Source organism: Streptomyces sp. SL06, assembly GCF_058244745.1.
Genome location: NZ_JBSYOT010000002.1, coordinates 171,517 through 192,763 on the forward strand (window position 1 = coordinate 171,517; position 21,247 = coordinate 192,763).

Genomic DNA, 21,247 nt, shown 5'->3' on the forward strand with positions numbered 1-21,247 from the left:
GCACGCCGGACTGGCCGGAGACCCCACCGAGGAGCGAACTTCTCCGGCATCGGGCCAATCGAACTCACCGATGTGATACGGGCGTTCTGGACGAGGCTGGTGGGCCTGCCGGGGTACGGGCGCCGCCGGTTTCGGCGTACGGCTGTCGACGGTCCCGTACCGCTTGCCTCAACGGGAGCCGCGCACCCTCCGTACGAGGTCGCCGGCCGCCTGCGGCCACTCGGGGTGGTCGAAGGCGAACCCGGCTTCGAGCAGACGGCCGGGGACGACGCGTCGGCTCTTGAGGAGCAGTTCGGTGTCCGAGCGCAGGACGAGCGCGCCGAGTCCGGCCATCCACCGTGTCGCGGGCAGGCCCACCGGCATGCCCCACTCCTCGCGCAGCGCGCGCATGAACGCCCGCTGGGGCAGCGGCGCCGGTGCGGCGAGATTGACCGCGCCGGCGATGTCGTCGCGTGCGGCGAGGAATTCGAGGGCGCGGACGAAGTCGTGGTCGTGGATCCAGGAGATGTACTGCGCGCCGCCCGCGACGGGTCCCCCCAGCCCCAGTCGCGCCAGCCGCAGCAGGATGTCGAGGACCCCGCCCCGGTCCGGGCTCATCACCATGGCGGAGCGCAGGGCCACCTTGCGGGTGTGCGGGGTGTCGGCCCGTTCCTGCTCGTGCTCCCAGGCCTTGGCGATGTCGACGCTGTAGGACCAGTAGTCGGGGATGCCTGCCTCGGCTCCGCCGATTACGCCGGTGGCCTCGTCGTTGGGCGCGTCGAAGCGGTGGGCGTAGACGGTGGCGGTGCTCATCTGGAGCCAGACCCGCGGCGGCTCGGCGGACGCCGCGATCGCCTGGCCCACGGCGCGTGCGGAGTGCACCCGGGAGTCCATCATGGCCCGCAGGTTGGCGGGCGTGTACCGGCAGCTCACGCTGCGTCCTGCCAGGTTGACGACCAGGTCGCTGCCGTCGATCTGCGCGGTCCACTCCCCCGGTGTCCGGCCGTCCCAGTGGACTTCGCCGTGCCGCGCCGGCCGCCGGGTGAGCACCACGACCTCATGTCCGGCGGCGGTCCAGGCCCGCTTCAGGACGGTACCCACCTGTCCGGTTCCACCAGGGATCACGATCTTCACCGGGCGCTCCCTTGCTCGTGGCCTCGTCGCCTCGTGGCCGTGTACGCATGACCCTACCTCAGTTTTGAACGCGTTCAAAACATGGGGACGGCGAGGCCCGGGTCCCCCGGGAGGCGCAGCCCGCGACACCGTCTGGCCGACTGGGGATGCGGCGGGGCGCGACAGCGGATCGGATGAGTGCCATGCGCAGACTCATAGCCGTGGCATCGAGCCACTCACGCCTGCTCACGTCGGGCGTCCTCCTCGCCGCCCAGTCACTCCTCCTGACCGTGGCCGCGGTCCCCGCGTCGGCCGACGACACCCGGACACCGGAGCGCGGCAGCGCCTCCATGGGCAGCGGCGTACTCGCCCACGAAGGAGTCCAGGGGCGGCCCGTCGACACCCGGGTCGCCCAGACCGAGGGTGTGGACGTCTCCAGCCATCAGGGCAACGTCGCGTGGCCGACGCTGTGGAACAGCGGGGTCAAGTGGGCCTACGTCAAGGCCACCGAGGGGACCTCCTACACCAACCCGTACTTCACCCAGCAGTACACCGGTTCGTACAACGCCGGCATGATCCGCGGCACGTACCACTTCGCGACCCCGGACACCGCCGGCGGCGCGGCCCAGGCCGACTACTTCGTCAACCACGGCGGCGGCTGGTCGAAGGACGGCAAGACACTGCCGGGCGTCCTCGACATCGAGTACAACCCGTACGGCGCCACCTGCTACGGCAGGACGGCCAGTCAGATGGTCAGCTGGATCCGCGACTTCCTGAACCGCTACAAGGAGCGCACCGGCCGCCACGCCGTGATCTACACCTCCACCAACTGGTGGATCCAGTGCACCGGCAACTACAGCGGTTTCGGCGCCAACAACCCGCTGTGGGTCGCCCGGTACGCCTCGACCGTGGGACCCCTGCCGGCCGGCTGGGGCTTCCACACGATGTGGCAGTACACCTCGACCGGACCGACCGTCGGGGACCACGACAAGTTCAACGGGGCGCTGGACCGCGTCAAGGCCCTGGCCAACGGCTGACGCCGGCGGCGCGGCGGCCTGCCGCTCCGTCAGCGCTCGGTGAGGGGGCCCAGGATGTCGGCGACCTGCTCGCGCACCACGTCCCGGGCCCCGGACGGCAGTGCGCCGACATCCGTACGCTCCAGCACACCGAGGACCTCCTCGGCGCCGCCGTCGCAGGGGGTGCTCTCACTGAGCACCTCGTAGCCGTCGCGGACGGCGACCCGCAGTCGGTGCCGCCCCTCGCCGTCGGTGTGCACGGCGGTGGCGACGACCAGGGGCGGCGGACCGCCGTCCTCGGCGGGCTCCTTGTAGTAGCCGCTGGTCACCGGGGTGTGCCAGCGCAGACCGAGCAGCAGGTGGCCCTTGGCCGGCACCTCGGACGGATCGGTCTCGTAGACCCCGTCGGGGCCCAGCACCGTGGCGCGGGCGTCCAGCACGAGGGCCGGGGGCAGCAGACAGCGCAGGCTGCTGCCGACGAGGTTGCCGCCGACCGTGGCCGTCCGGCGCACGGCTCCGGTCCCCACCGTGCGTGCCGCTCTTCTCAGTACGCCGGGTACGCGGTCGTCTATGCGCTGCAGTACGACGGCCGCGCCCAGCGCCTCGGGCTCCAGGGCGCCCGCCTCCGGCAGGTTGCGCAGCGACATGGCCAGTTCCGGGAATCCGTCGCGTTGCCACGTGGCCCATACGAGGGTGGCCCCGCCGATGGGCACCGCGCCCTCCGCCATGCACTCCTGCACTTCGGACACGGACGTGGGCAGACGCAACAGCATTATCGATCGACCTGCTTTCCCCGGGAGTCGGCGGTCGGACGACACCGCGTCTCCCGCCGCGTGATCACGGCCATTGGGCATTGTCCGTACCCCCGAGGGGGCGCGTACAGGGCTCACTCAGTCTTCGCGTGCGCCCCCTGCGCGCCGGAGCACCACCGAACACCCGGCCGGCACGGGCGATTCTAGTGCTCCCGGACCGGACGCTTGTAGTAGCGCCAGGGGAATGATCCGGAGCCGATCTGGGTCCAGCCCTGTTCCTCCATCCGGCGGTGCCGGGCGCCGACGGCGAAGGGGACCCTCCGGTGCTCCCAGGGGTGGTCGGACTTCTCCACGACATGGAAGAGCGGGCCGTATTCGACCGCGTGCCAGCCCTCGGCGCCGGCCGCGGCGAGCGCCTGCATCTCGTTGAACGCGGTCAGGGGGGTCAGTACCCGGCGTTCCGCGGTGTCGGAGACGGTCGGGCCGGGCCGCACCTTGTCGGCGAACCGCTGCTGCGCTGCCTGCCGGCTCACACCGAGGACACCGCCCACGGTGTCCCAGCTCTGCCCGGCGGCCCGCGCTCCCCGTACCGCCTCGCGCAGCAGCCTGTTCGCCTCCTCCGCGCCGACGCGGGTGGCCGCCACCAGTCGGAGATAGCCGTCGGGGTCGTGCTCCAGCGACTCGACGAGACCGTCCGGCGCGTCGAGCACGGCCGCCGCGACGGCTTCCCGGATGCGCACGGCCTCCTCCTCGGTGAGCAGTTCGTCGTCGCTCATCGCCGCCCTCCGTTCGAGAGGGTGGTGGTGGCCGGGAGACATGTGAATGTTGGCATGGCGTCAAGGTTTCCTTGACATCATGCGGCTTGTCAAGGGAACCTTGACAAGAACATCGGGGCATCGCAACGCCGGGGCGTCCGGGCGCCGATCACACCAGCGCGGCGAGGAACTCCAGCAACACCGCGTTGAAACGGTCGGGTTGTTCGACGCCCGGGAGATGGCCGGCCTTCTCCACGACCGCCAGGGTGGAGTGCGGGACGAGGCGGTGCAGGGACTCGGCCTCCGCCACGGGCGGGTAGAAGTCGTCCGCGCCGACGACGACCAGCACCGGTGCCGCCACGGCGGCGAGGACCTCCCGGCAGTCGGGGCGTTCGGCCCGTCCGCGCAGCGCCGCCGCGGCACCGCGGGGGTCGGTGGCGCACATCATCCCCAGGACACGGGTGGCCACGTCCGGCATCGCGGTGACGTTGTACGCGGCGAGCATCTTGTCGATGACCTCGTGCGCGTAGCCGTCCATGCCCTCGGCGAGGAGCCGGTCGGCCAGCCGGTTGCGGGACAGCCTGCCCTCGGCGGTCTCGGCGGGCGCGGAGGTGTCGGACAGGACGAGTGCCCGTACCCGCTCCGGGTGGCGCCGCTGGAACTCCATGGTGATCTGCCCGCCCATGGAGACGCCGCCGATCACCGCGCGCCCGATCTCCAGGTGGTCCAGGAGCGCGGCGAGGTCGTCGGCGAAGTCGGCGAGCAGGACCTTGCCCGCGCTCACGCCGCTGCGTCCGTAGCCACGCAGATCGGGGGTGACGACCCGGTGTCCGGCCGCCGTCAGCGCCGCCACCTGGGGCGCCCACAGGGTGCGGTTGAAGGGGTGACCGTGGATCAAAAGGACCGGGAGCCCGGCCGGGGCGCCGGTGTCGTCGTATGCGATCCTGGCGCCGCGCACGGTTGTCGAGTTCATTGCGGGCACGCTACGGGGCCCGCCGGGTACGGGACATGGGGCGCTCGGCGGGCGTCATCCGCCGAGCAGTGCCGCGGTCAGCTCCGCACGCAGTTGCCCGCCGTCCTTGCGGACCAGTGCGGGGACCTGGCTGTTCCAGTCGGCCGCGGCGGCGTCCAGGGCCTCGGCGAGGGCCCGCCGGGCGCGGCGCCCCGCGAGGGCCGTCGCGACGGGGAGGAGGGGGCGCACGAAGGAGCGGCCCCTGACCCGTGCCTTCACCGTCACCCGCCAGCTTCCGTCCGGGGCGGGGCGCGGTACGACCGTCACGGCGACGCGGGCCAGCGCGTGCGTCAGGGTTCCGCTCAGGGGCGGGCCGGAGGGCAGCCGGACGCGGCTCGTCGCCGACGGCCACCATCCGTCCAGGTCGAGGTCGATACGTCCGGTGCCGCCGAGGTACTTCGCCCACTTGTCGCCGCTGGAGCGCATGGTCACCGAGAGCCGCGCCTCTCGTGGCCGGGCGACGCTCGTGAGCCGGAGTACGAAGGCCAGTTCGGCGCGGTGGGCCGGGTCGTCGTCGACGGTGACGACCTCCAGCGCCGTCTCGCGGTGGCGGTCCCAGGCGAGGACGGTGAGGGTCTGGTCGGCGTCGGGCTCCCCGTCCTTCTCGTCCACGGGCCGGTACTTGGCACCCGGCCGCAGATGGGTCCCCTCGACCAGGACCAGGTCGGGCAGCACATGTCCGTCGGGCAGCCGCAGCCGCGCCCCGTCGGCCTCCGTGTCCTGCGCCAGGTCGTGCAGTACGGCGAGGCACGACTCGAACCAACGGCGGGGCACGGGGGCGAGGGTCACGGTGTGCTGGAAGCGGGCCATGGGGTCAAGGATGGCCGACCACGGGCCGTGCGGTCAGGGGTGGGGCCGGGCAGCGAAGGGACGGTGCCGGCTGCCGGGGTCGTCCCCGTCCCGGAGGCGCAACGCCGGGTCGGAGGTGAGCACCTCGCGATCCTGGGCGAGGACGCGGGTCGGGTGAAGGCGCCCAGCGACCTCCGCACGTCCACCGACACCCGCCGGGCCGCAGAGCCTCGTACGCCCCGTGCGAGGTCCCCCGCGACAGCCGTGTGCCGGTGAGCGGGGTCGCGCCGGCCTCCATGCCGCGGGTCGCCGGCAGCGGGGCGAACTCCCCCGTTCCGCGGCCGATGTCCGGCACCCGGCCGGAGCCCGCCGGGCCATGGCGTCCGACGCGGTCCACGCGGCGTGCTCAGCCCGACGCCGGGGCCAGTTGCGCCTCCTTCACCTCGTCGGTGTTCAGCCCGCGCACCTGCGGGGCGAGCAGGGCCGCCGCGGTGGCCAGGACGATCAGCGCGGCGCAGCCGGCCAGTGCCCGAGCGGGGCCCACGACCGTCGCCACCGGGCCGGCGACGAGGAGGCCGAGCGGCGCGAACGCCAGGGAGCCGAACCAGTCGTAGGAGCTGACGCGGGAGAGGGCCTGTTCGGGGATCCGGCGCTGGATCGTCGTGGCCCACAGGACGCCGAAGACGTTGCTCGCGACGCCCGCGCCGAACATGGCCGCCGCGATCAGCCACACCGGCGCCCGCGCACTGAGCAGGGCGATCGGCAGGGCGGCGGGGAACGTGCACAGCACCGCCACCAGAATGGGACGGCGCACCCGGACGCGGACGGCGAGTCCGGCGCCCGCGATGGCGCCGAAGGCCTGCGCACCCACGATCACCGACCAGGTCCGCGCCCCGCCCAGGTGCTCCTCGGCCATCAGCGGGCCGAGGACACCGACGTTGGCGTTGTTCGCGGCGACGACCAGCGTGTACTGGGCGACCACGACCCACAGCCACTGCCGGGAGGCGAACTCCTGCCAGCCCTCCCGCAGATCGGCCCAGCCGGACGCCTTCTTCCGGGGCCGCGCCACCACCCGCAGCCGCAGGGTCAGGGCCGCGCTGAGGCCGAAGGAGGCCGCGTTCAGGGCGAGTGCCCAGCCGGCTCCGACGAGGGCCACGGTGATCCCGGACAGGGCCAGGCCCAGCAGCAGGGCGCTGTTGGTGCTCATCCGCAGCAGGCCGTTGGCCCGTTGCAGCCGCCCGGCCGGTACGACCAGCGGGACGACGCCGTCCATCGCCGGGGCGAACAGGGCCGTTGCGGTCCCCGCCAGCGCCGCGAGCACACACATCACGACCAGCGGCGCGTGACCGGTGAGCACCATGGCGGCCAGGCCCGCGTAGGCCCCGCCGCCCAGTACGTCGGCCACGACCATCAGCCGCGACCGGGACATCCGGTCCGCGACGACGCCGCCGATCAGGATGAACAGCAGTTGCGGCAGCGCCTGGCACGCCAGCACCAGTGACAGCCGGCCCGCGGAGGCCCCAGGCAGCGCGAGTACCGCGAACGCCAGCGCCACCCGGGCGAATCCGTTGCCGAGCACGGAGACGACCCGCGCTCCGAGGAGCAGCAGGAACTGCTGGTCGCGCCACAGGGGCGCCCGGTCGGGGAGGTCCGCGCAATCCGTCACGGACAGGCACCCTAGAGGCCGGTGCCCATCGCATGGAAACGAACCGGCCGCGGCGGGACGGCGCCGGCGGCGGCCCCCGCGCATGTCTGCCGACGCCGATACGGGGCATTCGTGCACGAGCAATGACGTACGAGACCCATGAGGAGCTGAGGTCCGCCATGACGCACGACCTGACCCCGAAGTACACGGTCCCCGGCATCGAGCGCGAGGCCGCCGGACGACTGATCGGCTCGCTGCGGCTGCGCCTGCATGCCCTCAACGACCTGCATCTGACCCTCAAGCACGTGCACTGGAACGTGGTGGGACCGCACTTCATCGCGGTGCACGAGATGATCGACCCCCAGGTCGACCAGGTACGCGAGATGGCCGACGACATCGCGGAGCGCATAGCCGCGCTCGGCGGGGTGGCACAGGGCACGCCCGGCGCCCTGGTGGCCGAGCGCACCTGGGACGACTACTCCATCGGACGGGCCGACGCCATCGCCCACCTCGGCGCGCTCGACGTCGTGTACACCGGCGTGATCGAGGACGTGCGCGCGACGGTGAAGGAGGCCGGGGAGATCGACCCCGCCACCGAGGACCTGCTGATCGGCCAGCTCCGGGGTCTGGAGCAGTTCCAGTGGTTCGTGCGGGCCCATCTGGAAAGCTCGGGCGGCGCCCTGGCGACGGGCAGCGCGACGTCCGAGACACAGGCGGCCGAGCGCGGCGCGGAAATCTCCTGAAGGGCCGCCGGGCCGTGTCGCACGACGAGACCGGCCGCGCGCCGGTGACGGCGCGCGGCCGGTCCGCGGGTTGCTTCCGAGATGCCCTCCGGGCCGCTCGTCAGCGCCGGCCGAGCCTGCGTTCGCCGCGGCTGCCCTGCTCGTAGGGCAGGTGGTAGTGGGCGAAGACCGCGCTCTCGTCCTCCGCCGCGAGTTCGCCGTCCGGGTCGATCCCGGGTGCGTCCTTGACCAGCGACTTGTCGTAGGTCACCTTCACATAGCCGGGTCCGACGGTGGCCTTGTCCACCGGGACGAACACGAGACGTTTGCGGGTCGGCAGGCCCGTGGTGACCGTCGCGAACGCCGGCCGGTCGGTGAGGGTGTCGAAGTAGATGGACTCCAGGGTCCCGATCTTGCGGCCGTCGTGGTCCACGACATCATGGCCGCGCCAGTCACGAATGTTCTCGGCTTCAAACATGCCCAGTCTTCCTTTCCGAGGACGCGCTCTCTTTCGTGTTCCCCGCTTCCGCCCCGTTGCGCGCGTCTGTCGCATGTTCTGTGGGCATGTGAGGCGGCGTCGGAAACCCGCGCCCGACGCGGGGAGGGCCGGGCAGGTGTGGGACGCCTGTCCCGGGGTAGGCGCTGATTCGTCGGCCGACAAGGTGACAACGACGGGGCCGATCGACTGGGAGGGCACATCATGGCGACGACGACCGCACAGGCCATCGCGCGCACGACGACGGAGATGCCGGAGATCGCGGATCCGTCCAAGGTGGCGCCCCGGGACGCGCGGGAGTTGTCGAAGCTGTTCTTCGAGCGGCTGACGGTGCTCGAGGAGGGCACGCCCGAGCACCAGTACGCGCGCAACACCCTCATCGAGATGAACATGTCCCTGGTCCGCTTCGCGGCCGGCCGGTTCCGCAGCCGCGGTCCGGAGGAGATGGAGGACATCGTCCAGGTCGGCATGATCGGTCTGATCAAGGCCATCGACCGGTTCGAGCTGACCCGCGAGGTCGAGTTCACCTCCTTCGCCGTGCCCTACATCGTCGGCGAGATCAAGCGGTTCTTCCGGGACACCTCGTGGGCCGTGCACGTGCCGCGCCGGCTTCAGGAGGCCCGTGTCCAGCTGGCACGCGCCACGGAGGAGCTGCGCAGCCGTCTGGGCCGCAATCCCACGACCCAGGAGCTGTCCGAGCTGATGTGCCTCCCCGAGGACGAGGTCGTCGAGGCCCGTCTGGCGGCCAACGGCTACAACTCGGCCTCCCTGGACGCGGCCATCAGCGGCAGCGAGGACGGCGAGTCGGCGCTGGCTGACTTCATCGGCGCGGACGACGCGGCCCTGGCGCTCGTGGACGACTTCCACGCACTGGCCCCGATGATCGCCGATCTGGACGAACGCGACCGGCAGATCATCCACTGGCGGTTCGTCGAGGAGCTGACCCAGAAGGACATAGGCGAACGCCTCGGTGTCTCGCAGATGCATGTGTCCCGGCTGATCTCGCGGCTGCTGGCCCGCCTGCGTCAGGGCATGCTCAGCACCGCCTGAGCCGCGGCCCGCTCCGGGGAGTCAGGCGGCGCTCGTCCTCTTCCGGCGGCCCCCGGCACCGGTGAGGGCGTCGACGAGCTGTTCCCGGTTCATCGTCGAGCGCCCGGCGATGTCCTGCTCGGTGGCCCGCCGGTAGAGCTGGGCCTTGCTCAGTTCCCGCAGCTCGCCCCGCTCCGGCGTCGACCGGCGGGACGGCGCGGTGGCCTTCTTCCGCGGCGCGGAGGACCGCTTGCCGCCGGTGCCCCCGCCCTTGGACCGCGTCCGCCCGCCACCGGCGTCCGGGTTCTCCGGGTTCTCCGGCGCCTTCGACGGTGACCGCCCGCCGCCGCCCTTCGCCTGCTCCAGGCTGCCCCGCAGGACGTCCATCAGGTCGACGACGTTGGTGGCCCGGGGCGCCTCCTCGGCGGCCGTGACCTCCTGGCCCTCCGCCTTGGCCCGGACCAGCTCGCGGACCTTCTCCTGGTACGTGTCGTGGTAGCGGGCCGGGTCCCAGTCGCCGCTGAGGGCGTCGACGAGGCGCAGGGCCATGTCCAGCTCCTTGCCTCGTCCGGCGTCGCCCGAGGGCAGGTCGGGAAGCTCCTCGACCGGGTCGCGGACCTCCTCGGCCCAGTGCAGGGTCTGGAGCACCAGCACCTTGTCCTCGGCGCGGAGGGCGGTCAGGTACTGCCGGTTGCGCATGACGAAGGTGGCGACGCCCGCCCTGCCGGTCTCGGCGAGGGCGGCGCGCAGCAGCTCGTAGACCTTGAAGTACTCCTTGCCGCGCGGGGCGAGGTAGTAGGTGCGGTCGAAGTAGACTGGCTCGATCCGGTCCAGCTCGACGAAGTCGGTGATGTCGAGGGTGCGGGAGCGGCCCGGCGCGATCTCCTCGAGTTCCTCCGGCTCGACGACGACGTACTCGCCGTCGCCCACGTCGAAGCCCTTGACGATGTCGCGGGCGTCGACCTCCTCGCCGGTGCGCTGGTTCACCCGCCGGTTGCGGATCCGGTCCGAGGTGCCGCGCTGCAACTGGTGGAAGCGGACCGTGTGGTCCTCCGTCGCCGTGAACAGGCTGACGGGCACCGAGACAAGGCCGAACGTGATCACACCCGTCCAGATCGCCCGTGCCATGGCCGTCCGCTCCGTCCTGCCCGCACCGTACCGGCCTCCCACGCTGGCACCGCGCCCGCGGCCCCGCGCGCCGGGCGGAGCACTCGGGTCAACGGCCGGGGCGCGGTGGGCCGGCCGTCGCCGGTTCGGTCCGAACAGCCGGTAGCACGCGCGGATCGGGCGCCGCCGGTATTCCCTGGAAGGCGGGGACGGCAACCGCGGCCGTCGCCGCGGCCGTCTCACGTACCGGAAGACACCGGGAGACACCGAGCCAAGTCGAGCGAAGGGGCCACCGGCCATGAGCTGTCACGTGCAGGCGATCACCCGCGAGGAGCATCTGCGCTTCGTCGCGGCCCGGCCGTCCGTGAGTCATCTGCAGACTCCCTCGTGGGGTGACGTGAAGCCGGACTGGCGGGCGGAGAGCCTGGGCTGGTTCGACGAGGGCGGCCGGCTGGTGGGGGCCGGGCTGGTACTGCTGCGGCCGTTGCCGGGGCTGAGACGGTCTCTGGCCTATCTGCCGGAGGGCCCGGTCATCGACTGGAGCGCGGCGGGCCTGGAGGGCCGGCTGGAGCCGATGCTCGCGCACCTGAAGCGGCGGGGCGCGTTCTCGGTGAAGATGGGGCCGCCGGTGGTGGCGCGGCGCTGGAGTGCCGACGCGGTCAAGGCGGCGATCGCGGACCCGGCGGCGCGGCGGCTGGGGGACGTGGAGGCCACCGTGCGGGAGGCCGGGGCCGACGAGGTCGCCGAGCGGCTGCGCGGGATGGGCTGGCGGCGCAGCGAGGCGGGCGGCGAGGACGGCTTCGCCGCGGGCCAGCCGCGCCATGTGTGCCAGGTGCCGCTCGCCGGGCGGGCGCTGGAGGACGTGCGCGGCGGCTTCAACCAGCAGTGGCGCCGCAATGTGAAGAAGGCCGAGAAGTGCGGGGTCAAGGTGGTCCGCGGCGGCCACGAGGACCTGACCGCCTTCTACGAGCTGTATGTCGAGACCGCCGAACGGGACGGGTTCGTCCCGCGCCCCCCGGCCTACTTCCGGCGCATGTGGACCGCGCTGACGGCCGAGGACCCGGACCGCATGCGCCTCTACCTCGCCCATCACGACGGGGAGGTGCTGGCCGCGGCGACGATGCTGACCGTCGGCGAGCACGTCTGGTACTCCTACGGCGCGTCCTCCGGCCGCCGTCGCGAGGTGCGGCCCAACAACGCCCTCCAGTGGCGGATGATGTGCGACGCCCACGAGGGCGGCGCGGCCGTCTACGACTTCCGCGGCATCACCGACACCCTGGACGAGGACAACCACCTGCTGGGACTGCTCCGGTTCAAGGTGGGCGCCGGCGGCCAGGCCGTGGAGTACCTCGGTGAGTGGGACTATCCGCTCAACAGGGTGCTGCACAAGGCGCTGGACCTGTACATGGCGCGGCGCTGATCCGTGCCGGGCCGGTCAGCCGGCGGGCTTCTCCCAGACCGAGACATGGCTCCGGCTCTCGTGGGTGAACGGCTCCCGCGCCCACCCCTGCCACCTCTCGCGCAGCCGCATCCCGGCGAGCCGGGCCATCAGGTCGAGTTCCGCCGGCCACACGTAGCGGAACGGGATGGACGAGTGCTCGGCGTGTCCGTCCACGACGGTGACGTAGTTCGAACTCATCGCCTGGGTGACGGTGTCGTAGATGTCGAACGCCCACCCGGTCGGGCCGATGTTGAAGGGGACGGCGGTCTGTCCCGGGGGCAGCCGGCGCAGTTCCGGCACGCCCACCTCGATGACGAAGCGGCCGCCGGGTTCCAGGTGGGCGGCGGCGTTGCGGAAGCAGTCGGCCTGGGCGTCCTGGGTCGTGAGGTTGTTGATGGTGTTGAAGACGAGGTAGGCGAGCGTGAAGGTGCCCGGTACCCGGGTCGTGGCGAAGTCGCCGATGCTCACCCCGACGGTGTCGCCGCCCGGCTTGGCGCTCAGCCGGGAGGTCATGGCCCGGGACATGTCGATGCCGTGCACCGGAACGCCGCGGGCCGCCAGCGGCAGTGCGATCCGGCCGGTGCCGATGCCGAACTCGAGTGCCCGGCCCCGGCCGGCCAGTTCGGCCAGGAAATCGACCGCGGGATCCACCGCGGCGGGCGTGAACATGTCGGCCGACGACTCGTCGTATCGCGCGGCAACGTCTTCTCCGAAGTAGCCGTCCTCGTGAGGCATTCGGGGACCGTACCTCCCGGGAGGCCGTCGGCGCGCGTCATTTCGGGCGGGCCGGAGGGTTGCGGCCCGCCTCTTGGTGGGCAGGGGGCGGGTGTGCGACGGGAGGTGGGCGATGTCACGGCTGCTGGTGGTGCAGAACCATCCGGGCGGTGGGCCGGGCCGGTTCGGTGACTGGCTGGTCTCGGAGGGGCTGTCACCGGACGTGGTGCACGCGTACGCCGGTGCGCCGCTGCCCGAGCGTCTGGAGCACGGGGGTGTCGTGGTGCTGGGCGGTGGCTGTTTGCCCGACGACGACGTGCGCGCGCCCTGGCTCGCGGCCACCCGCGCACTGGTCGCCGAGGCGTTGGAGCGGGGCACCCCCGTGTTCGGGATCTGCCTCGGCGGGCAGCTCCTCGCCCGGGTCGCGGGCGGCACGGTCCGGGGCGAGCACGGCGAACCGGAGTTCGGGAGCACGCCGCTCGGTGTGCGGTCCGAGGCCGCGGGCGATCCGCTCTTCCGGGGGCTGCCCGAGCGGGTGACGGCGGTCGAGCACCATGTGGACGCCATCACCGCGCTGCCGCCCGGCGCGGTCTGGCTGATGGAGAGCGAGCGCTGCCCGTACCAGGCGTTCCGGGTCGGGGAACGGGCCTGGGGCGTGCAGTTCCACCCCGAGGCGGGGGCGGACCGGGTCCGGTCGTGGGACGCGGAGCGGATCCGGGCCCGGGGCCTTGACCCGGTGGAACTCACCCGCCGGGCGGAACGCGACGGGCCCGCGGCCGAGGCGGTCTGGCGCGAGGTCGCCCGGCGCTTCGCCGCGGTCGTCCGCGGCTGAGCATCAGCCCTCGAAGGCGCCGTCGTCCTTGAAGGCACCGTCGCCGGTGAAGGCCAGCCGGGCGAAGCGTTCGCCGATACGGCGGTGGGTCGCCGCGTCCGGGTGGAGGCCGTCGGGCAGCGGCAGCTCGGCGGCGTCGGACTCCCCGTAGAGGTCGCGGCCGTCGAGGTAGTACAGGTTGGGGTCCTCGGCCGACCGTTGCGCCACGACGCGGGCCAGCTCGTCCCGGATGATGTTCAGGGTCAGCTTCCCGCTCGCGCGTTCCGCCGGGTCGCCCATGGCCACGAAGCCCAGCCGTCCTTCGTCCAGTCCCGAGAAGTCGGGGGCGCTGGGTCCTGGGGTGTCCTCGTGGATGGGGCACAGGAGGGGCGAGACGACCAGCAGCGGTGCGGTGGGACGGCCCTCGCGCAGGGTGTCGAGGAAGCCGTGCACGGCGGGCGCGAAGGCACGCAGGCGCATGACGTCCGCGTTGACCACGTTGATGCCGAGCTTGAGGCTGATCAGGTCGGCGGGGGTGTCGCGCATGGCCCGCGCGGTGAACGGGTCGAGCAGGGCGCTGCCGCCCAGGCCGAGGTTGACGAGTTCGACACCGCCGAGGGACGCGGCCAGCGCGGGCCAGGTGGTGGTCGGGCTCGCGGCGTCGGAGCCGTGGCTGATCGAGCTGCCGTGGTGCAGCCAGACCCTGCGGCCCGGGTCGGGGGCGGGTTCCACGGGGGCGTCGGTGCGCAGGGCGACGAGTTCGGTGGTCTCGTTGTGCGGCAGCCAGATCTCGATGTCCTTGACACGACCGGGCAGTCCGGCGAAGCGGAGGGTGCCGGGCCGGCCGGGTTCGGCACTCGCCGTGCCGGTCGTCATGTCGATGGTCACGGTGTTGCCGCCCGCCACGCTGCCCCGGCCCGCCGGGCGGCCGTCGACGAGCAGGTCGTACACCCCGTCCGGGCGCGGCGGGGCGCCTGCGTAGACCCGCTTGGTGGGCAGGGTGTCCAGTTCGAGGGCGGTGGCGCGGGTGCGCAGGGCCAGGCGTACGCCGGAGGGCTGGGACTCGGCCATGGCGAGCTGTCCGTCGGTGTTCTGGGCGCGGGCCCGAGCGGGCAGGCGGTGCGGCAGCAGGCCGTGCTCGGTGCGCTCCACGTCGAGGGCGCCGCGCAGGAGGTCCCCGGTGAGGGGCGTGGTGATCCAGTCGTCCGTGGTGTGCATGTCGCCTCCGGCGGTGGTGGTGTGTCTCGCCGCGAGTGAAGCCGCCGCCCGCCTCCGGGCCGACACAACCGTTCGTCCGTCTTCCTTCGTTTTCCTTCGTCGATTATGCACTTACCTAATCTGATTAGGCAAACGGGGCGGGCGTCGGCACGCGGCCGGGAGGCATGAGCGCGGGCGGTGAGGGGACCCCGCTCAGGGGTGGCAGGGCAGCGGGCGGCTGCGGCGAAGGAGTGACGGCCCGGGACGGAGGCGGAGGGGCATGCGGCGCGAGGGCGGGCGTCGTCGGGAGACCGGCGGCCAGGACGTGGGGCCGGTCGAGTCTGTCCTCGACGAGCTGTACGCGACACCGCCGCCCGACTTCGTCTCCCGCCGTGAGGAACGCGCCGCGGCCGCCAGAACGGCCGGCCGCAGGGAGGACGCCCGCCGTATCCACGCCGCCCGCCGGCCCACGCTCGCGGCCTGGGCGGCGAACCTGCTGACCCGCTCCCGGCCGGAGGAGACCCGGCGGTTCCTGGAGTTGGGTCAGGCGTTGCGCGAGGCGCACCGCACCCTGGACGCCGCCGCGCTCAGGGAACTCTCCACGCAGCGCCGCCGCGTCGTCTCCGCCCTGTCCGGGCAGGCCGTGCGGCTCGCCGATGCGGCCGGGCACCCGCTGTCGCAGGCCGCGCGGCGGGAGGTCGAGTCGACCCTGCGCGCGGTGCTCGCGGACCCGGACGCCGCCGACCGGTGGGCGGGCGGACACCTGGAGGGCTCCCTCACCCCGCCGTCGGTGTTCCCCTCGGACGCCGCCCCCGCCGGACCCGAGTCGCGTGACCGCCCGGCACGGTCGAAGTCTCCTCCCTCGGCGTCCGGCACCCCGACGAAGGACGAACTCGCCGAGCGGCGCCGCAAGCGGGACGAGGAACGCGCGCGGGCCGAGGAGGACAACCGCCGAACCGAGCGCCGGCTCCGGGAGTGCCGCGCCGAACAGGCGGACGCCGAGGCCTCGTTGGGACGGAGCGGCGAGGAACACGACCGGGCACGCGGGGCGGTGTCCGAGGCCGAGGAGCGGCTGCGCGAGGCACGCGAGGACCTCGACCGGGCCGAACGGGACCTGCGCGAGGCCGAGGAGCGGACCCGCGCGGCCAAGGACGGGGCGGCCGAGGCCGAGCGGGAGGCGCGGGCCGCCGCGCGCCGGGTGGAGCGACTGGCCCGACGGGTCAGGTAGTTGCGACCCGTCCGGGTGAGTACGCGTACTCATGAGGTGTCCTCCCCGGCCCGGGAGGCTTGGCGCACCAGCCACTCGGAGGAGCCAACCGTGCCCACCACTCAGCCGGTTCACCGGCCGTCACCCATGAGCGTCAACCGCGCGACACGTTCCGTCCGGGGCCTGGCCCTGGCCTGTGTGACCGCCGCGGCCGTCCTGACCGGCTGCTCCATCGAGGAGGCGCACTGCGGCGACGGCGAGTACCCCGCCATGACCATCGGCGACGCCGCGAGCATCTGCGTGCCCAACGACGAGGAACCGCCCGAGGGTTACACCCGCTACCCCGAGGGCAAGGTGCCCCAGCTCATCGGTGACAGGTGGGACACCTACTGGCAGACACACACCGTCGACAAGGACGGCAGGATCGTGGAAGTGCCCGACGGCGAGTGACTGCCGGTCATCCGTGCTCCGAACAGGCGCGCGAGGATACGGCGGCGCGTACCACGTCGGCGGCCATACGTGGTATACCGGCCCGGCAGCAAACAGGGGAACAACAGGCGCCGCCCGTCCGTACTATCTGTGTGTCAGTACAACCGGCGGCACTCTCGTATTCACCGCTGCCGGGCGCCGATCGGTCATGGTTCCCATGTCCCGCGCCTGATGTCCCGCCGTTCCTCCCGAGCCTTCACGGCCGCGAATCGAGGAGAGTCACACCATGTCCGAGAGCACGACGCAGGCCGCCACCGAACTGGCCTCGCAGTACAGCGTCCAGGTCACCGACGACCTGGAGCGCAACGTCAAGGAGCAGGAACGTGTCAGCGCCGAGATCACGGCGCTCCAACAGCAGTTGGCCGCGCTCCAGCACGACCACGCGCTGCTGGTGAACATGCAGCAGGCACTGGGCATCAACGCCCCGTCGGCGACCGACACGGCCACCGTGCCCGCCCCGCGTGCCGGTGCCGCCACGGAGCCGGCCCCGGCCAAGGGGACGCGGAGCAGGAAGACCGCCGGTGCCGCCAAGCGCGCCGCCGCCCCGAAGCCCGGTGCCAAGCCGGCCTCGAAGCCGGCCGCCAAGCCGGTCACCAAGTCCCCCGCCAAGGCCGCCAAGAAGCCCGCGGCGAAGAAGGCGTCGCCGCAGGCCAAGTCCGCGCCCGCCGGCTCCTCCGCGAAGCCGGCGGGCGCGCAGCCCACGCTGGTCGAGCTGGTGCGCGCCCACCTGGCGGGGCAGAGTGAGCCGCGCTCCGCCGCCGAGGTCACCACGGCGCTGGGCGAGGCCCACTCGGGGCGCAGCATCAAGACCACGGTCGTGCGCACCACACTTGAAGGGCTCGTCGCCAGGAACCAGGCCCAGCGCTCCAAGCAGGGCACCTCGGTCTACTACACCGCCACCGACGCTCCCGAGCCGAAGGCGAAGCAGGACACCGCCGCGGAAACGCCGTCCGCGCAGAGCGGCGGCTGAGGACGGCGGCGCCGGACGTGTTACCGGCGCGCGGCCGGGGCGAAGCCGGGCGAGGATCGGTGGATGGGTGTTGTACTGCCGGTGCTCTTCGCACTCCTCGCCGCCTTCAGCAACGCGCTGGCCACCGTGCTGCAACGGCGTGCCGCGCTGAGTGTGCCGCAGTCCCGGGGGTTCCGCCCGGGGCTCATCGTCGACCTGTTGCACAGGCCGGTCTGGCTGGGCGGCATGCTGGCCGTCGTCGTGGCCGGTGTGGGGCAGGCGGTGGCGTTGGCGACGGGGCCGCTGTCACTCGTTCAGCCCCTGTTCGTGCTGGAGCTTCCACTGGCCCTGCTGCTGGCCTCGCTGATGACCGGCAATCGCCTGGCCCGCTCCACGTGGCTCGCGGTGGGCGCGGTGGTCGTCGGGCTCGGTGTCACGCTGGCGGCGGCCGCTCCGGGCGGCGGCAAGGCCGACATCCCCCTGGATCGCTGGGTGCTCGCGCTGGCGGCCTGCGCGGGGGCGGCCGTACTGCTGGCCGCGGCCGGTCTGAAGCGCCCCGACGGCAAGGCGCGTGCCGGTTGCCTCGGCGCGTCCACCGCGGTGTGCTACGCGCTGACGGCCGCCTTGATGAAGGATTCCATGCGGGTCCTGAGCGCCGACGGCGTGGTCGGCTTCCTGACCGCCTGGCAGACGTACGGGTTCGCCGCGGCCGGTGTGTGCGCGGTGCTCCTGCTGGAGCACGCCATGCAGGGCGGTCCCCTCGTCGCCTCCCAGCCCGCCCTCACCCTCGGGGACGCGGCGGTGAGCCTCATGCTCGGCGTGGCCCTCTACCGCGAGGACGTGCGCGACGGCTGGTGGGTCGTGCCGCAGTTGCTCGGCGTGGCGCTGATCGTGACGGGTGTCCTCGAACTGGCCCGGCGCGGCATCGACGCGCGCACCGGGCGGTGAGCGGCCCGGTCCCCCTCGACGGTGTGCATGTCGGGCGGGCGACGACGGTTGCCGCTCGTGCCCGGGGGGGCGCTGCTCCGTACGAGTGGTGCGTTCGCGGACACGGTCGTACGGTCGGTACGGGGAAGTGGACCGAGAACGGAGAGCGCAGAGCGGAGCGAAGCGACCACGAGACGGCCGGGAGCAGACATGCGCACAAACCCGATGAGGGCAGCGGTCACACTCTGTGCCGCCGCCGCGCTCGCAGTACCCATGAGCACGGCCTCCGCCGCACCGTCGGCGGCCCACCCGACACAGCAGACGCGGGACCCCGTGCTGGTCGACTGCTCCGCGCAGCCGGACGTACGGCCCGAGGCGTTCGTGCTCGCCTGCGGGGACGCCAACAGCCGCCTGGTCTCGATGCACTGGGAGCGCTGGGACGCGGACGCCGCCGTGGGCCGGGGCACCAACGCCGTCAACGACTGCGACCCCGACTGCGCCTCGGGCGCCTTCCGCTCGTACCCCGTGACCGTGCGGCTCGACATGCCGCAGGACCGGGTCGGCAGCCCGGGTGAGCGGTACTACACCCGCGTGACCCTGACCTACACCGACGGCAGGCCGGACGGATCCGCTCGGGTGGTGACCCAGCCCCTGGTCGGCTGACGGCCTCGGCGGTCAGTCCGGGAGCACGAGCCGGCAGGTTTCGCCCGGCCGCAGTCGCACCTCGCGGTCGGGCAGCCGGATGTCGATCGGCAGCCGGCCGGACGACGGGACGGCGATCTCCAGCCGGCCGTGCTCCAGCCTGAGCCGTACGCCCCAGTGGCCCTGGTAGCGGATGGAGAACCCGTACGAGGACAGTTCCGGCAGCGGCACCGGGTCCAGCCACAGGGCGCCCGCCCGGGTCTCCAGGCCGGTCAGGCCACGCTGGACGAGGTCGAGTGTGCCCGCCATGGCGCCGAGGTGGATGCCCTCGCCGGTGGTGCCGCCCTGGAGGTCGGCGACATCGCCCCTGAGCGCCTCCTGGCAGAACGTCCAGGCCTCGGCGCGGCGCGCTCGGGCCAGGATCCAGCCGTGGACGAGTCCGCTGAGGGTGGAGCCGTGGCTGGTGCGGGCCAGGTAGTAGTCGACGGTGCGCTGCCAGGTGTCGTCGTCGAGGTGGTAGCCCAGCCGCTCGAAGAGCAGACCGAGTTCGTCCGGGGAGAAGAGGTAGGCCAGCATCAGGACGTCGGCCTGCTTGGACGCCTGGTAGTTGTTGACGCTGTCGCCCTCGGCCTCCAGGACGCGGTCCAGCCGGCGGATGTCGCCGTACCGCTCGCGGTAGCCCTTCCAGTCGAGTTCGGCGAGGTCGCCGAAGCCCTCGAACTGGCTGACGACGCCCTGGTGGAAGGGGACGTGGAGGGTGCGGGAGACGCTTTCCCAGTGTTCGAGTTCGCTCTCGTCCAGGCGGGTGCGCTCGACGAGTTCGCGCAGGCGGGGTTCGGGCAGCTCGCCGAGGACCTCCAGGGTGCGGGTCAGCACCCAGGAGGCGGTGACGTTGGTGTACGCGTTGTCGTCGAGGCCCGGCTGCTCGGCGCCCGGGTAGGCGTCGTGGTACTCGTCCGGGCCGACGACACCCCGGATGCGGTGCCGGCCCAGCTGCTCGTCCCAGCTGGTGGAGTCGGCCCAGAAGCGCGCGATCTGAAGCAGCATCTCGGCGCCCTTGGTGTGCAGGAACTCCGCGTCGCCGCTGGCCTGCCAGTACTGCCACACGTTGTAGGCGATCGCCGAGCCCACATGGTGCTGCAGTTGCGAGTTGTCCGGGAGCCAGCGGCCCGAGCGCGGGTTGAGGTGCAGTTGCTGGGTCTCCTCGCGTCCGTCGCTGCCGCTCTGCCAGGGGTACAGCGCGCCGCGCCTGCCGATCGCGCGGGCCGCGGCGCGGGCCCGTTCCAGGCGGCGGTGCCGGTAGTGGAGCAGGGCCCGGGACACCTCGGGGAAGTGCAGGTTGAGGTAGGGCAGGACGAACAGCTCGTCCCAGAAGACGTGACCGCGGTAGGCCTCCCCGTGCAGTCCGCGAGCGGGCACGCCCACGTCGAGGTCCTCGGTGTGCGGGGAGAGGGTCTGGAGCACGTGGAAGAGGTGCAGGCGCAGGATGCTGCCCGCCTCCCCGGGCACTTCGAGTTCGGCGCGCCGCCACAGCTGGCCCCAGGCCGTGCGGTGCGTCACCAGCAGTTCGTCGAAACCGGGGGCGTCGGACACCCGGTCGACGGCCGCTTGCAGCGGGTCGCTGATCGCCGGGTCGCGCGAGGTGTGCAGGGCCACGATCTTGTCGACGGTGGCGGTGCGGCCCGGTTCCGGGCGCAGGGTCGTGCGCTGGGTGACGCGCAGGTCCTCCCGTGCCGCGACGACCGGTGCCCCGGCCGTCGTACGGGCCGCCATGCCGATGCGGATGTCCGAGGTGCGGGTGCGGCAGCGCAGCCACACCGTGCCGTCGTCGGCGCCGCCGGTGTGCACGTGGGTCAGATGGCGGCCCTCCAGGTCCCGGTAGCGCGGCACTCCGGAGTTGGTGACGCCGCCGTCGAGGGCCGCCTCCACCTCGATGTCGGCCGGGCCTGAGTCGACGGTGAACTCCGTGCGCAGGGCGGCGATGTGGGGGTCGGCCATGTGCACGAGGCGCAACTGGCGCACGGCCAGCACGCGTCCCCCGCCGAGCCCGAAGTGGGTGCGGCGCTCCAGCAGGCCCGCCTCCAGGTGGACGGTCTGCCGGTGGTCGAGCACCTCGGCGGTGTCCGGCGTGAGCCACTCCCCTCCGACGGGCCTGAAGCGCAGGGGCAGCCAGTTGGGGAGGTTGACCATGTCCTCGTTCTCCACCTCGCGTCCGGCGACGGTGGACGTGAGCCGGTTGTAGCAGCCGGCCACGTAGGTGCCCGGATAGTGCACGTCGTCCGCGGCGCACTCGGGCAGTGCGCCGCGGGTGGCGAAGTATCCGTTGCCGAGGGTGCACAGTGACTCGCGCAACCGCTCTTCCGCGGGGTCGTACTGGTCGTAGTCCCAGGTCGAGGGGGTTGCGGTCACGGCGTTGGTTCCTTTCACGCGGGATGCCGGGCGCCGGCGGGCCTTG

The 21,247-nt window shown here is 72.7% G+C and carries 21 protein-coding genes; 10 read left to right on the top strand and 11 right to left on the bottom strand.

All coding sequences use genetic code 11. The features are described from left to right. Nucleotides 1-168: 168 nt before the first annotated feature. Nucleotides 169-1,113, bottom strand: coding sequence for a TIGR01777 family oxidoreductase (locus AC4IHM_RS01125; RefSeq protein ID WP_490865193.1), 945 nt, complete (start codon nucleotides 1,111-1,113; stop codon nucleotides 169-171). Nucleotides 1,114-1,295: 182 nt separating this feature from the next. Between AC4IHM_RS01125 and AC4IHM_RS01130 the strand changes: the two genes are divergently transcribed. Further along, nucleotides 1,296-2,129, top strand: coding sequence for a lysozyme (locus AC4IHM_RS01130; protein ID WP_490865194.1), 834 nt, complete (start codon nucleotides 1,296-1,298; stop codon nucleotides 2,127-2,129). Between the two features lie 29 nt (nucleotides 2,130-2,158). Here the strand turns inward: AC4IHM_RS01130 and AC4IHM_RS01135 are convergent, their stop codons facing one another. From AC4IHM_RS01135 to AC4IHM_RS01155, 5 genes are all read right to left on the bottom strand, one after another. Continuing rightward, entirely contained in the window at nucleotides 2,159-2,881 is a 723-nt protein-coding gene (locus AC4IHM_RS01135; protein ID WP_490865195.1) for an FAD binding domain-containing protein, read from the bottom strand. A 182-nt stretch (nucleotides 2,882-3,063) separates the two neighbouring features. Further along, nucleotides 3,064-3,636 (bottom strand): hypothetical protein, encoded by a 573-nt coding sequence (locus AC4IHM_RS01140; protein WP_490865196.1) that lies wholly within the window; start codon nucleotides 3,634-3,636, stop codon nucleotides 3,064-3,066. A 148-nt stretch (nucleotides 3,637-3,784) separates the two neighbouring features. Further along, nucleotides 3,785-4,588, bottom strand: a complete 804-nt coding sequence (locus AC4IHM_RS01145) for an alpha/beta fold hydrolase (protein WP_490865197.1) — start codon at nucleotides 4,586-4,588, stop codon at nucleotides 3,785-3,787. 54 nt (nucleotides 4,589-4,642) lie between these two features. After that, complete coding sequence (locus AC4IHM_RS01150) at nucleotides 4,643-5,437, bottom strand: hypothetical protein (protein ID WP_490865198.1); 795 nt, start codon at nucleotides 5,435-5,437, stop codon at nucleotides 4,643-4,645. A 385-nt stretch (nucleotides 5,438-5,822) separates the two neighbouring features. Continuing rightward, nucleotides 5,823-7,082: an MFS transporter gene (locus AC4IHM_RS01155; protein WP_490865199.1), complete on the bottom strand. Its 1,260-nt coding sequence runs from the start codon at nucleotides 7,080-7,082 to the stop codon at nucleotides 5,823-5,825. A gap of 158 nt (nucleotides 7,083-7,240) precedes the next feature. Between AC4IHM_RS01155 and AC4IHM_RS01160 the strand changes: the two genes are divergently transcribed. After that, complete coding sequence (locus AC4IHM_RS01160) at nucleotides 7,241-7,804, top strand: Dps family protein (RefSeq protein ID WP_490865200.1); 564 nt, start codon at nucleotides 7,241-7,243, stop codon at nucleotides 7,802-7,804. A gap of 100 nt (nucleotides 7,805-7,904) precedes the next feature. Here the strand turns inward: AC4IHM_RS01160 and AC4IHM_RS01165 are convergent, their stop codons facing one another. After that, on the bottom strand, nucleotides 7,905-8,261 hold the full coding sequence (locus tag AC4IHM_RS01165; protein WP_490865201.1) for a PRC-barrel domain-containing protein: 357 nt from the start codon (nucleotides 8,259-8,261) through the stop codon (nucleotides 7,905-7,907). Between the two features lie 222 nt (nucleotides 8,262-8,483). Here AC4IHM_RS01165 and AC4IHM_RS01170 point away from each other — a divergent pair, with 222 nt between their 5' ends. Continuing rightward, nucleotides 8,484-9,329 carry an RNA polymerase sigma factor SigF gene (locus AC4IHM_RS01170; protein ID WP_490865202.1) on the top strand — a complete coding sequence of 282 codons (846 nt, stop codon included), beginning with the start codon at nucleotides 8,484-8,486 and terminating at the stop codon, nucleotides 9,327-9,329. A gap of 21 nt (nucleotides 9,330-9,350) precedes the next feature. Here the strand turns inward: AC4IHM_RS01170 and ku are convergent, their stop codons facing one another. Continuing rightward, complete coding sequence (ku, locus tag AC4IHM_RS01175) at nucleotides 9,351-10,436, bottom strand: non-homologous end joining protein Ku (RefSeq protein WP_490865203.1); 1,086 nt, start codon at nucleotides 10,434-10,436, stop codon at nucleotides 9,351-9,353. A 277-nt stretch (nucleotides 10,437-10,713) separates the two neighbouring features. On the opposite strand from ku, the gene AC4IHM_RS01180 reads away from it, so the two are divergent. Beyond that, nucleotides 10,714-11,835, top strand: a complete 1,122-nt coding sequence (locus AC4IHM_RS01180; RefSeq protein ID WP_490865204.1) for a lipid II:glycine glycyltransferase FemX — start codon at nucleotides 10,714-10,716, stop codon at nucleotides 11,833-11,835. Between the two features lie 15 nt (nucleotides 11,836-11,850). Here the strand turns inward: AC4IHM_RS01180 and AC4IHM_RS01185 are convergent, their stop codons facing one another. Continuing rightward, nucleotides 11,851-12,591, bottom strand: a complete 741-nt coding sequence (locus tag AC4IHM_RS01185) for a class I SAM-dependent DNA methyltransferase (RefSeq protein ID WP_490865205.1) — start codon at nucleotides 12,589-12,591, stop codon at nucleotides 11,851-11,853. A 112-nt stretch (nucleotides 12,592-12,703) separates the two neighbouring features. On the opposite strand from AC4IHM_RS01185, the gene AC4IHM_RS01190 reads away from it, so the two are divergent. Continuing rightward, nucleotides 12,704-13,402 carry a type 1 glutamine amidotransferase gene (locus AC4IHM_RS01190; RefSeq protein ID WP_490865206.1) on the top strand — a complete coding sequence of 233 codons (699 nt, stop codon included), beginning with the start codon at nucleotides 12,704-12,706 and terminating at the stop codon, nucleotides 13,400-13,402. A 3-nt stretch (nucleotides 13,403-13,405) separates the two neighbouring features. Here AC4IHM_RS01190 and AC4IHM_RS01195 read toward each other — a convergent pair whose 3' ends face one another. Beyond that, nucleotides 13,406-14,599: a GDSL-type esterase/lipase family protein gene (locus AC4IHM_RS01195; protein WP_490865207.1), complete on the bottom strand. Its 1,194-nt coding sequence runs from the start codon at nucleotides 14,597-14,599 to the stop codon at nucleotides 13,406-13,408. A 259-nt stretch (nucleotides 14,600-14,858) separates the two neighbouring features. Here AC4IHM_RS01195 and AC4IHM_RS01200 point away from each other — a divergent pair, with 259 nt between their 5' ends. The 5 genes from AC4IHM_RS01200 to AC4IHM_RS01220 all read left to right on the top strand — a co-directional run bounded on the left by AC4IHM_RS01200 (nucleotide 14,859) and on the right by AC4IHM_RS01220 (nucleotide 18,813). Beyond that, a complete protein-coding gene (locus tag AC4IHM_RS01200; RefSeq protein WP_490865208.1) occupies nucleotides 14,859-15,806 on the top strand; it encodes a hypothetical protein in 948 nt (315 codons plus the stop codon). Nucleotides 15,807-15,932: 126 nt separating this feature from the next. Then, the gene (locus AC4IHM_RS01205) at nucleotides 15,933-16,235 is read left to right on the top strand and encodes an SCO0607 family lipoprotein (protein WP_490870730.1); all 303 of its coding nucleotides are present in this window, start codon (nucleotides 15,933-15,935) and stop codon (nucleotides 16,233-16,235) included. A gap of 265 nt (nucleotides 16,236-16,500) precedes the next feature. Further along, nucleotides 16,501-17,244: a hypothetical protein gene (locus AC4IHM_RS01210; protein WP_490865209.1), complete on the top strand. Its 744-nt coding sequence runs from the start codon at nucleotides 16,501-16,503 to the stop codon at nucleotides 17,242-17,244. 63 nt (nucleotides 17,245-17,307) lie between these two features. Further along, complete coding sequence (locus AC4IHM_RS01215) at nucleotides 17,308-18,171, top strand: DMT family transporter (RefSeq protein ID WP_490865210.1); 864 nt, start codon at nucleotides 17,308-17,310, stop codon at nucleotides 18,169-18,171. A 189-nt stretch (nucleotides 18,172-18,360) separates the two neighbouring features. Then, the gene (locus tag AC4IHM_RS01220) at nucleotides 18,361-18,813 is read left to right on the top strand and encodes a hypothetical protein (protein WP_490865211.1); all 453 of its coding nucleotides are present in this window, start codon (nucleotides 18,361-18,363) and stop codon (nucleotides 18,811-18,813) included. Between the two features lie 12 nt (nucleotides 18,814-18,825). Here the strand turns inward: AC4IHM_RS01220 and AC4IHM_RS01225 are convergent, their stop codons facing one another. After that, nucleotides 18,826-21,201, bottom strand: coding sequence for a glycoside hydrolase family 65 protein (locus tag AC4IHM_RS01225; protein WP_490865212.1), 2,376 nt, complete (start codon nucleotides 21,199-21,201; stop codon nucleotides 18,826-18,828). Between the last annotated feature and the right edge of the window lie 46 nt (nucleotides 21,202-21,247).

Excerpts from the sequence above, each read along its gene's own strand:
- AC4IHM_RS01130 (WP_490865194.1), top strand. The coding sequence starts at position 1,296 with ATGCGCAGACTCATAGCCGTGGCATCGAGCCACTCACGCCTGCTCACG.
- AC4IHM_RS01135 (WP_490865195.1), bottom strand. The coding sequence starts at position 2,881 with ATGCTGTTGCGTCTGCCCACGTCCGTGTCCGAAGTGCAGGAGTGCATG.
- AC4IHM_RS01140 (WP_490865196.1), bottom strand. The coding sequence starts at position 3,636 with ATGAGCGACGACGAACTGCTCACCGAGGAGGAGGCCGTGCGCATCCGG.
- AC4IHM_RS01145 (WP_490865197.1), bottom strand. The coding sequence starts at position 4,588 with ATGAACTCGACAACCGTGCGCGGCGCCAGGATCGCATACGACGACACC.
- AC4IHM_RS01150 (WP_490865198.1), bottom strand. The coding sequence starts at position 5,437 with ATGGCCCGCTTCCAGCACACCGTGACCCTCGCCCCCGTGCCCCGCCGT.
- AC4IHM_RS01160 (WP_490865200.1), top strand. The coding sequence starts at position 7,241 with ATGACGCACGACCTGACCCCGAAGTACACGGTCCCCGGCATCGAGCGC.
- AC4IHM_RS01165 (WP_490865201.1), bottom strand. The coding sequence starts at position 8,261 with ATGTTTGAAGCCGAGAACATTCGTGACTGGCGCGGCCATGATGTCGTG.
- AC4IHM_RS01170 (WP_490865202.1), top strand. The coding sequence starts at position 8,484 with ATGGCGACGACGACCGCACAGGCCATCGCGCGCACGACGACGGAGATG.
- ku (WP_490865203.1), bottom strand. The coding sequence starts at position 10,436 with ATGGCACGGGCGATCTGGACGGGTGTGATCACGTTCGGCCTTGTCTCG.
- AC4IHM_RS01180 (WP_490865204.1), top strand. The coding sequence starts at position 10,714 with ATGAGCTGTCACGTGCAGGCGATCACCCGCGAGGAGCATCTGCGCTTC.
- AC4IHM_RS01185 (WP_490865205.1), bottom strand. The coding sequence starts at position 12,591 with ATGCCTCACGAGGACGGCTACTTCGGAGAAGACGTTGCCGCGCGATAC.
- AC4IHM_RS01190 (WP_490865206.1), top strand. The coding sequence starts at position 12,704 with ATGTCACGGCTGCTGGTGGTGCAGAACCATCCGGGCGGTGGGCCGGGC.
- AC4IHM_RS01195 (WP_490865207.1), bottom strand. The coding sequence starts at position 14,599 with ATGCACACCACGGACGACTGGATCACCACGCCCCTCACCGGGGACCTC.
- AC4IHM_RS01200 (WP_490865208.1), top strand. The coding sequence starts at position 14,859 with ATGCGGCGCGAGGGCGGGCGTCGTCGGGAGACCGGCGGCCAGGACGTG.
- AC4IHM_RS01205 (WP_490870730.1), top strand. The coding sequence starts at position 15,933 with ATGAGCGTCAACCGCGCGACACGTTCCGTCCGGGGCCTGGCCCTGGCC.
- AC4IHM_RS01210 (WP_490865209.1), top strand. The coding sequence starts at position 16,501 with ATGTCCGAGAGCACGACGCAGGCCGCCACCGAACTGGCCTCGCAGTAC.
- AC4IHM_RS01215 (WP_490865210.1), top strand. The coding sequence starts at position 17,308 with ATGGGTGTTGTACTGCCGGTGCTCTTCGCACTCCTCGCCGCCTTCAGC.
- AC4IHM_RS01220 (WP_490865211.1), top strand. The coding sequence starts at position 18,361 with ATGCGCACAAACCCGATGAGGGCAGCGGTCACACTCTGTGCCGCCGCC.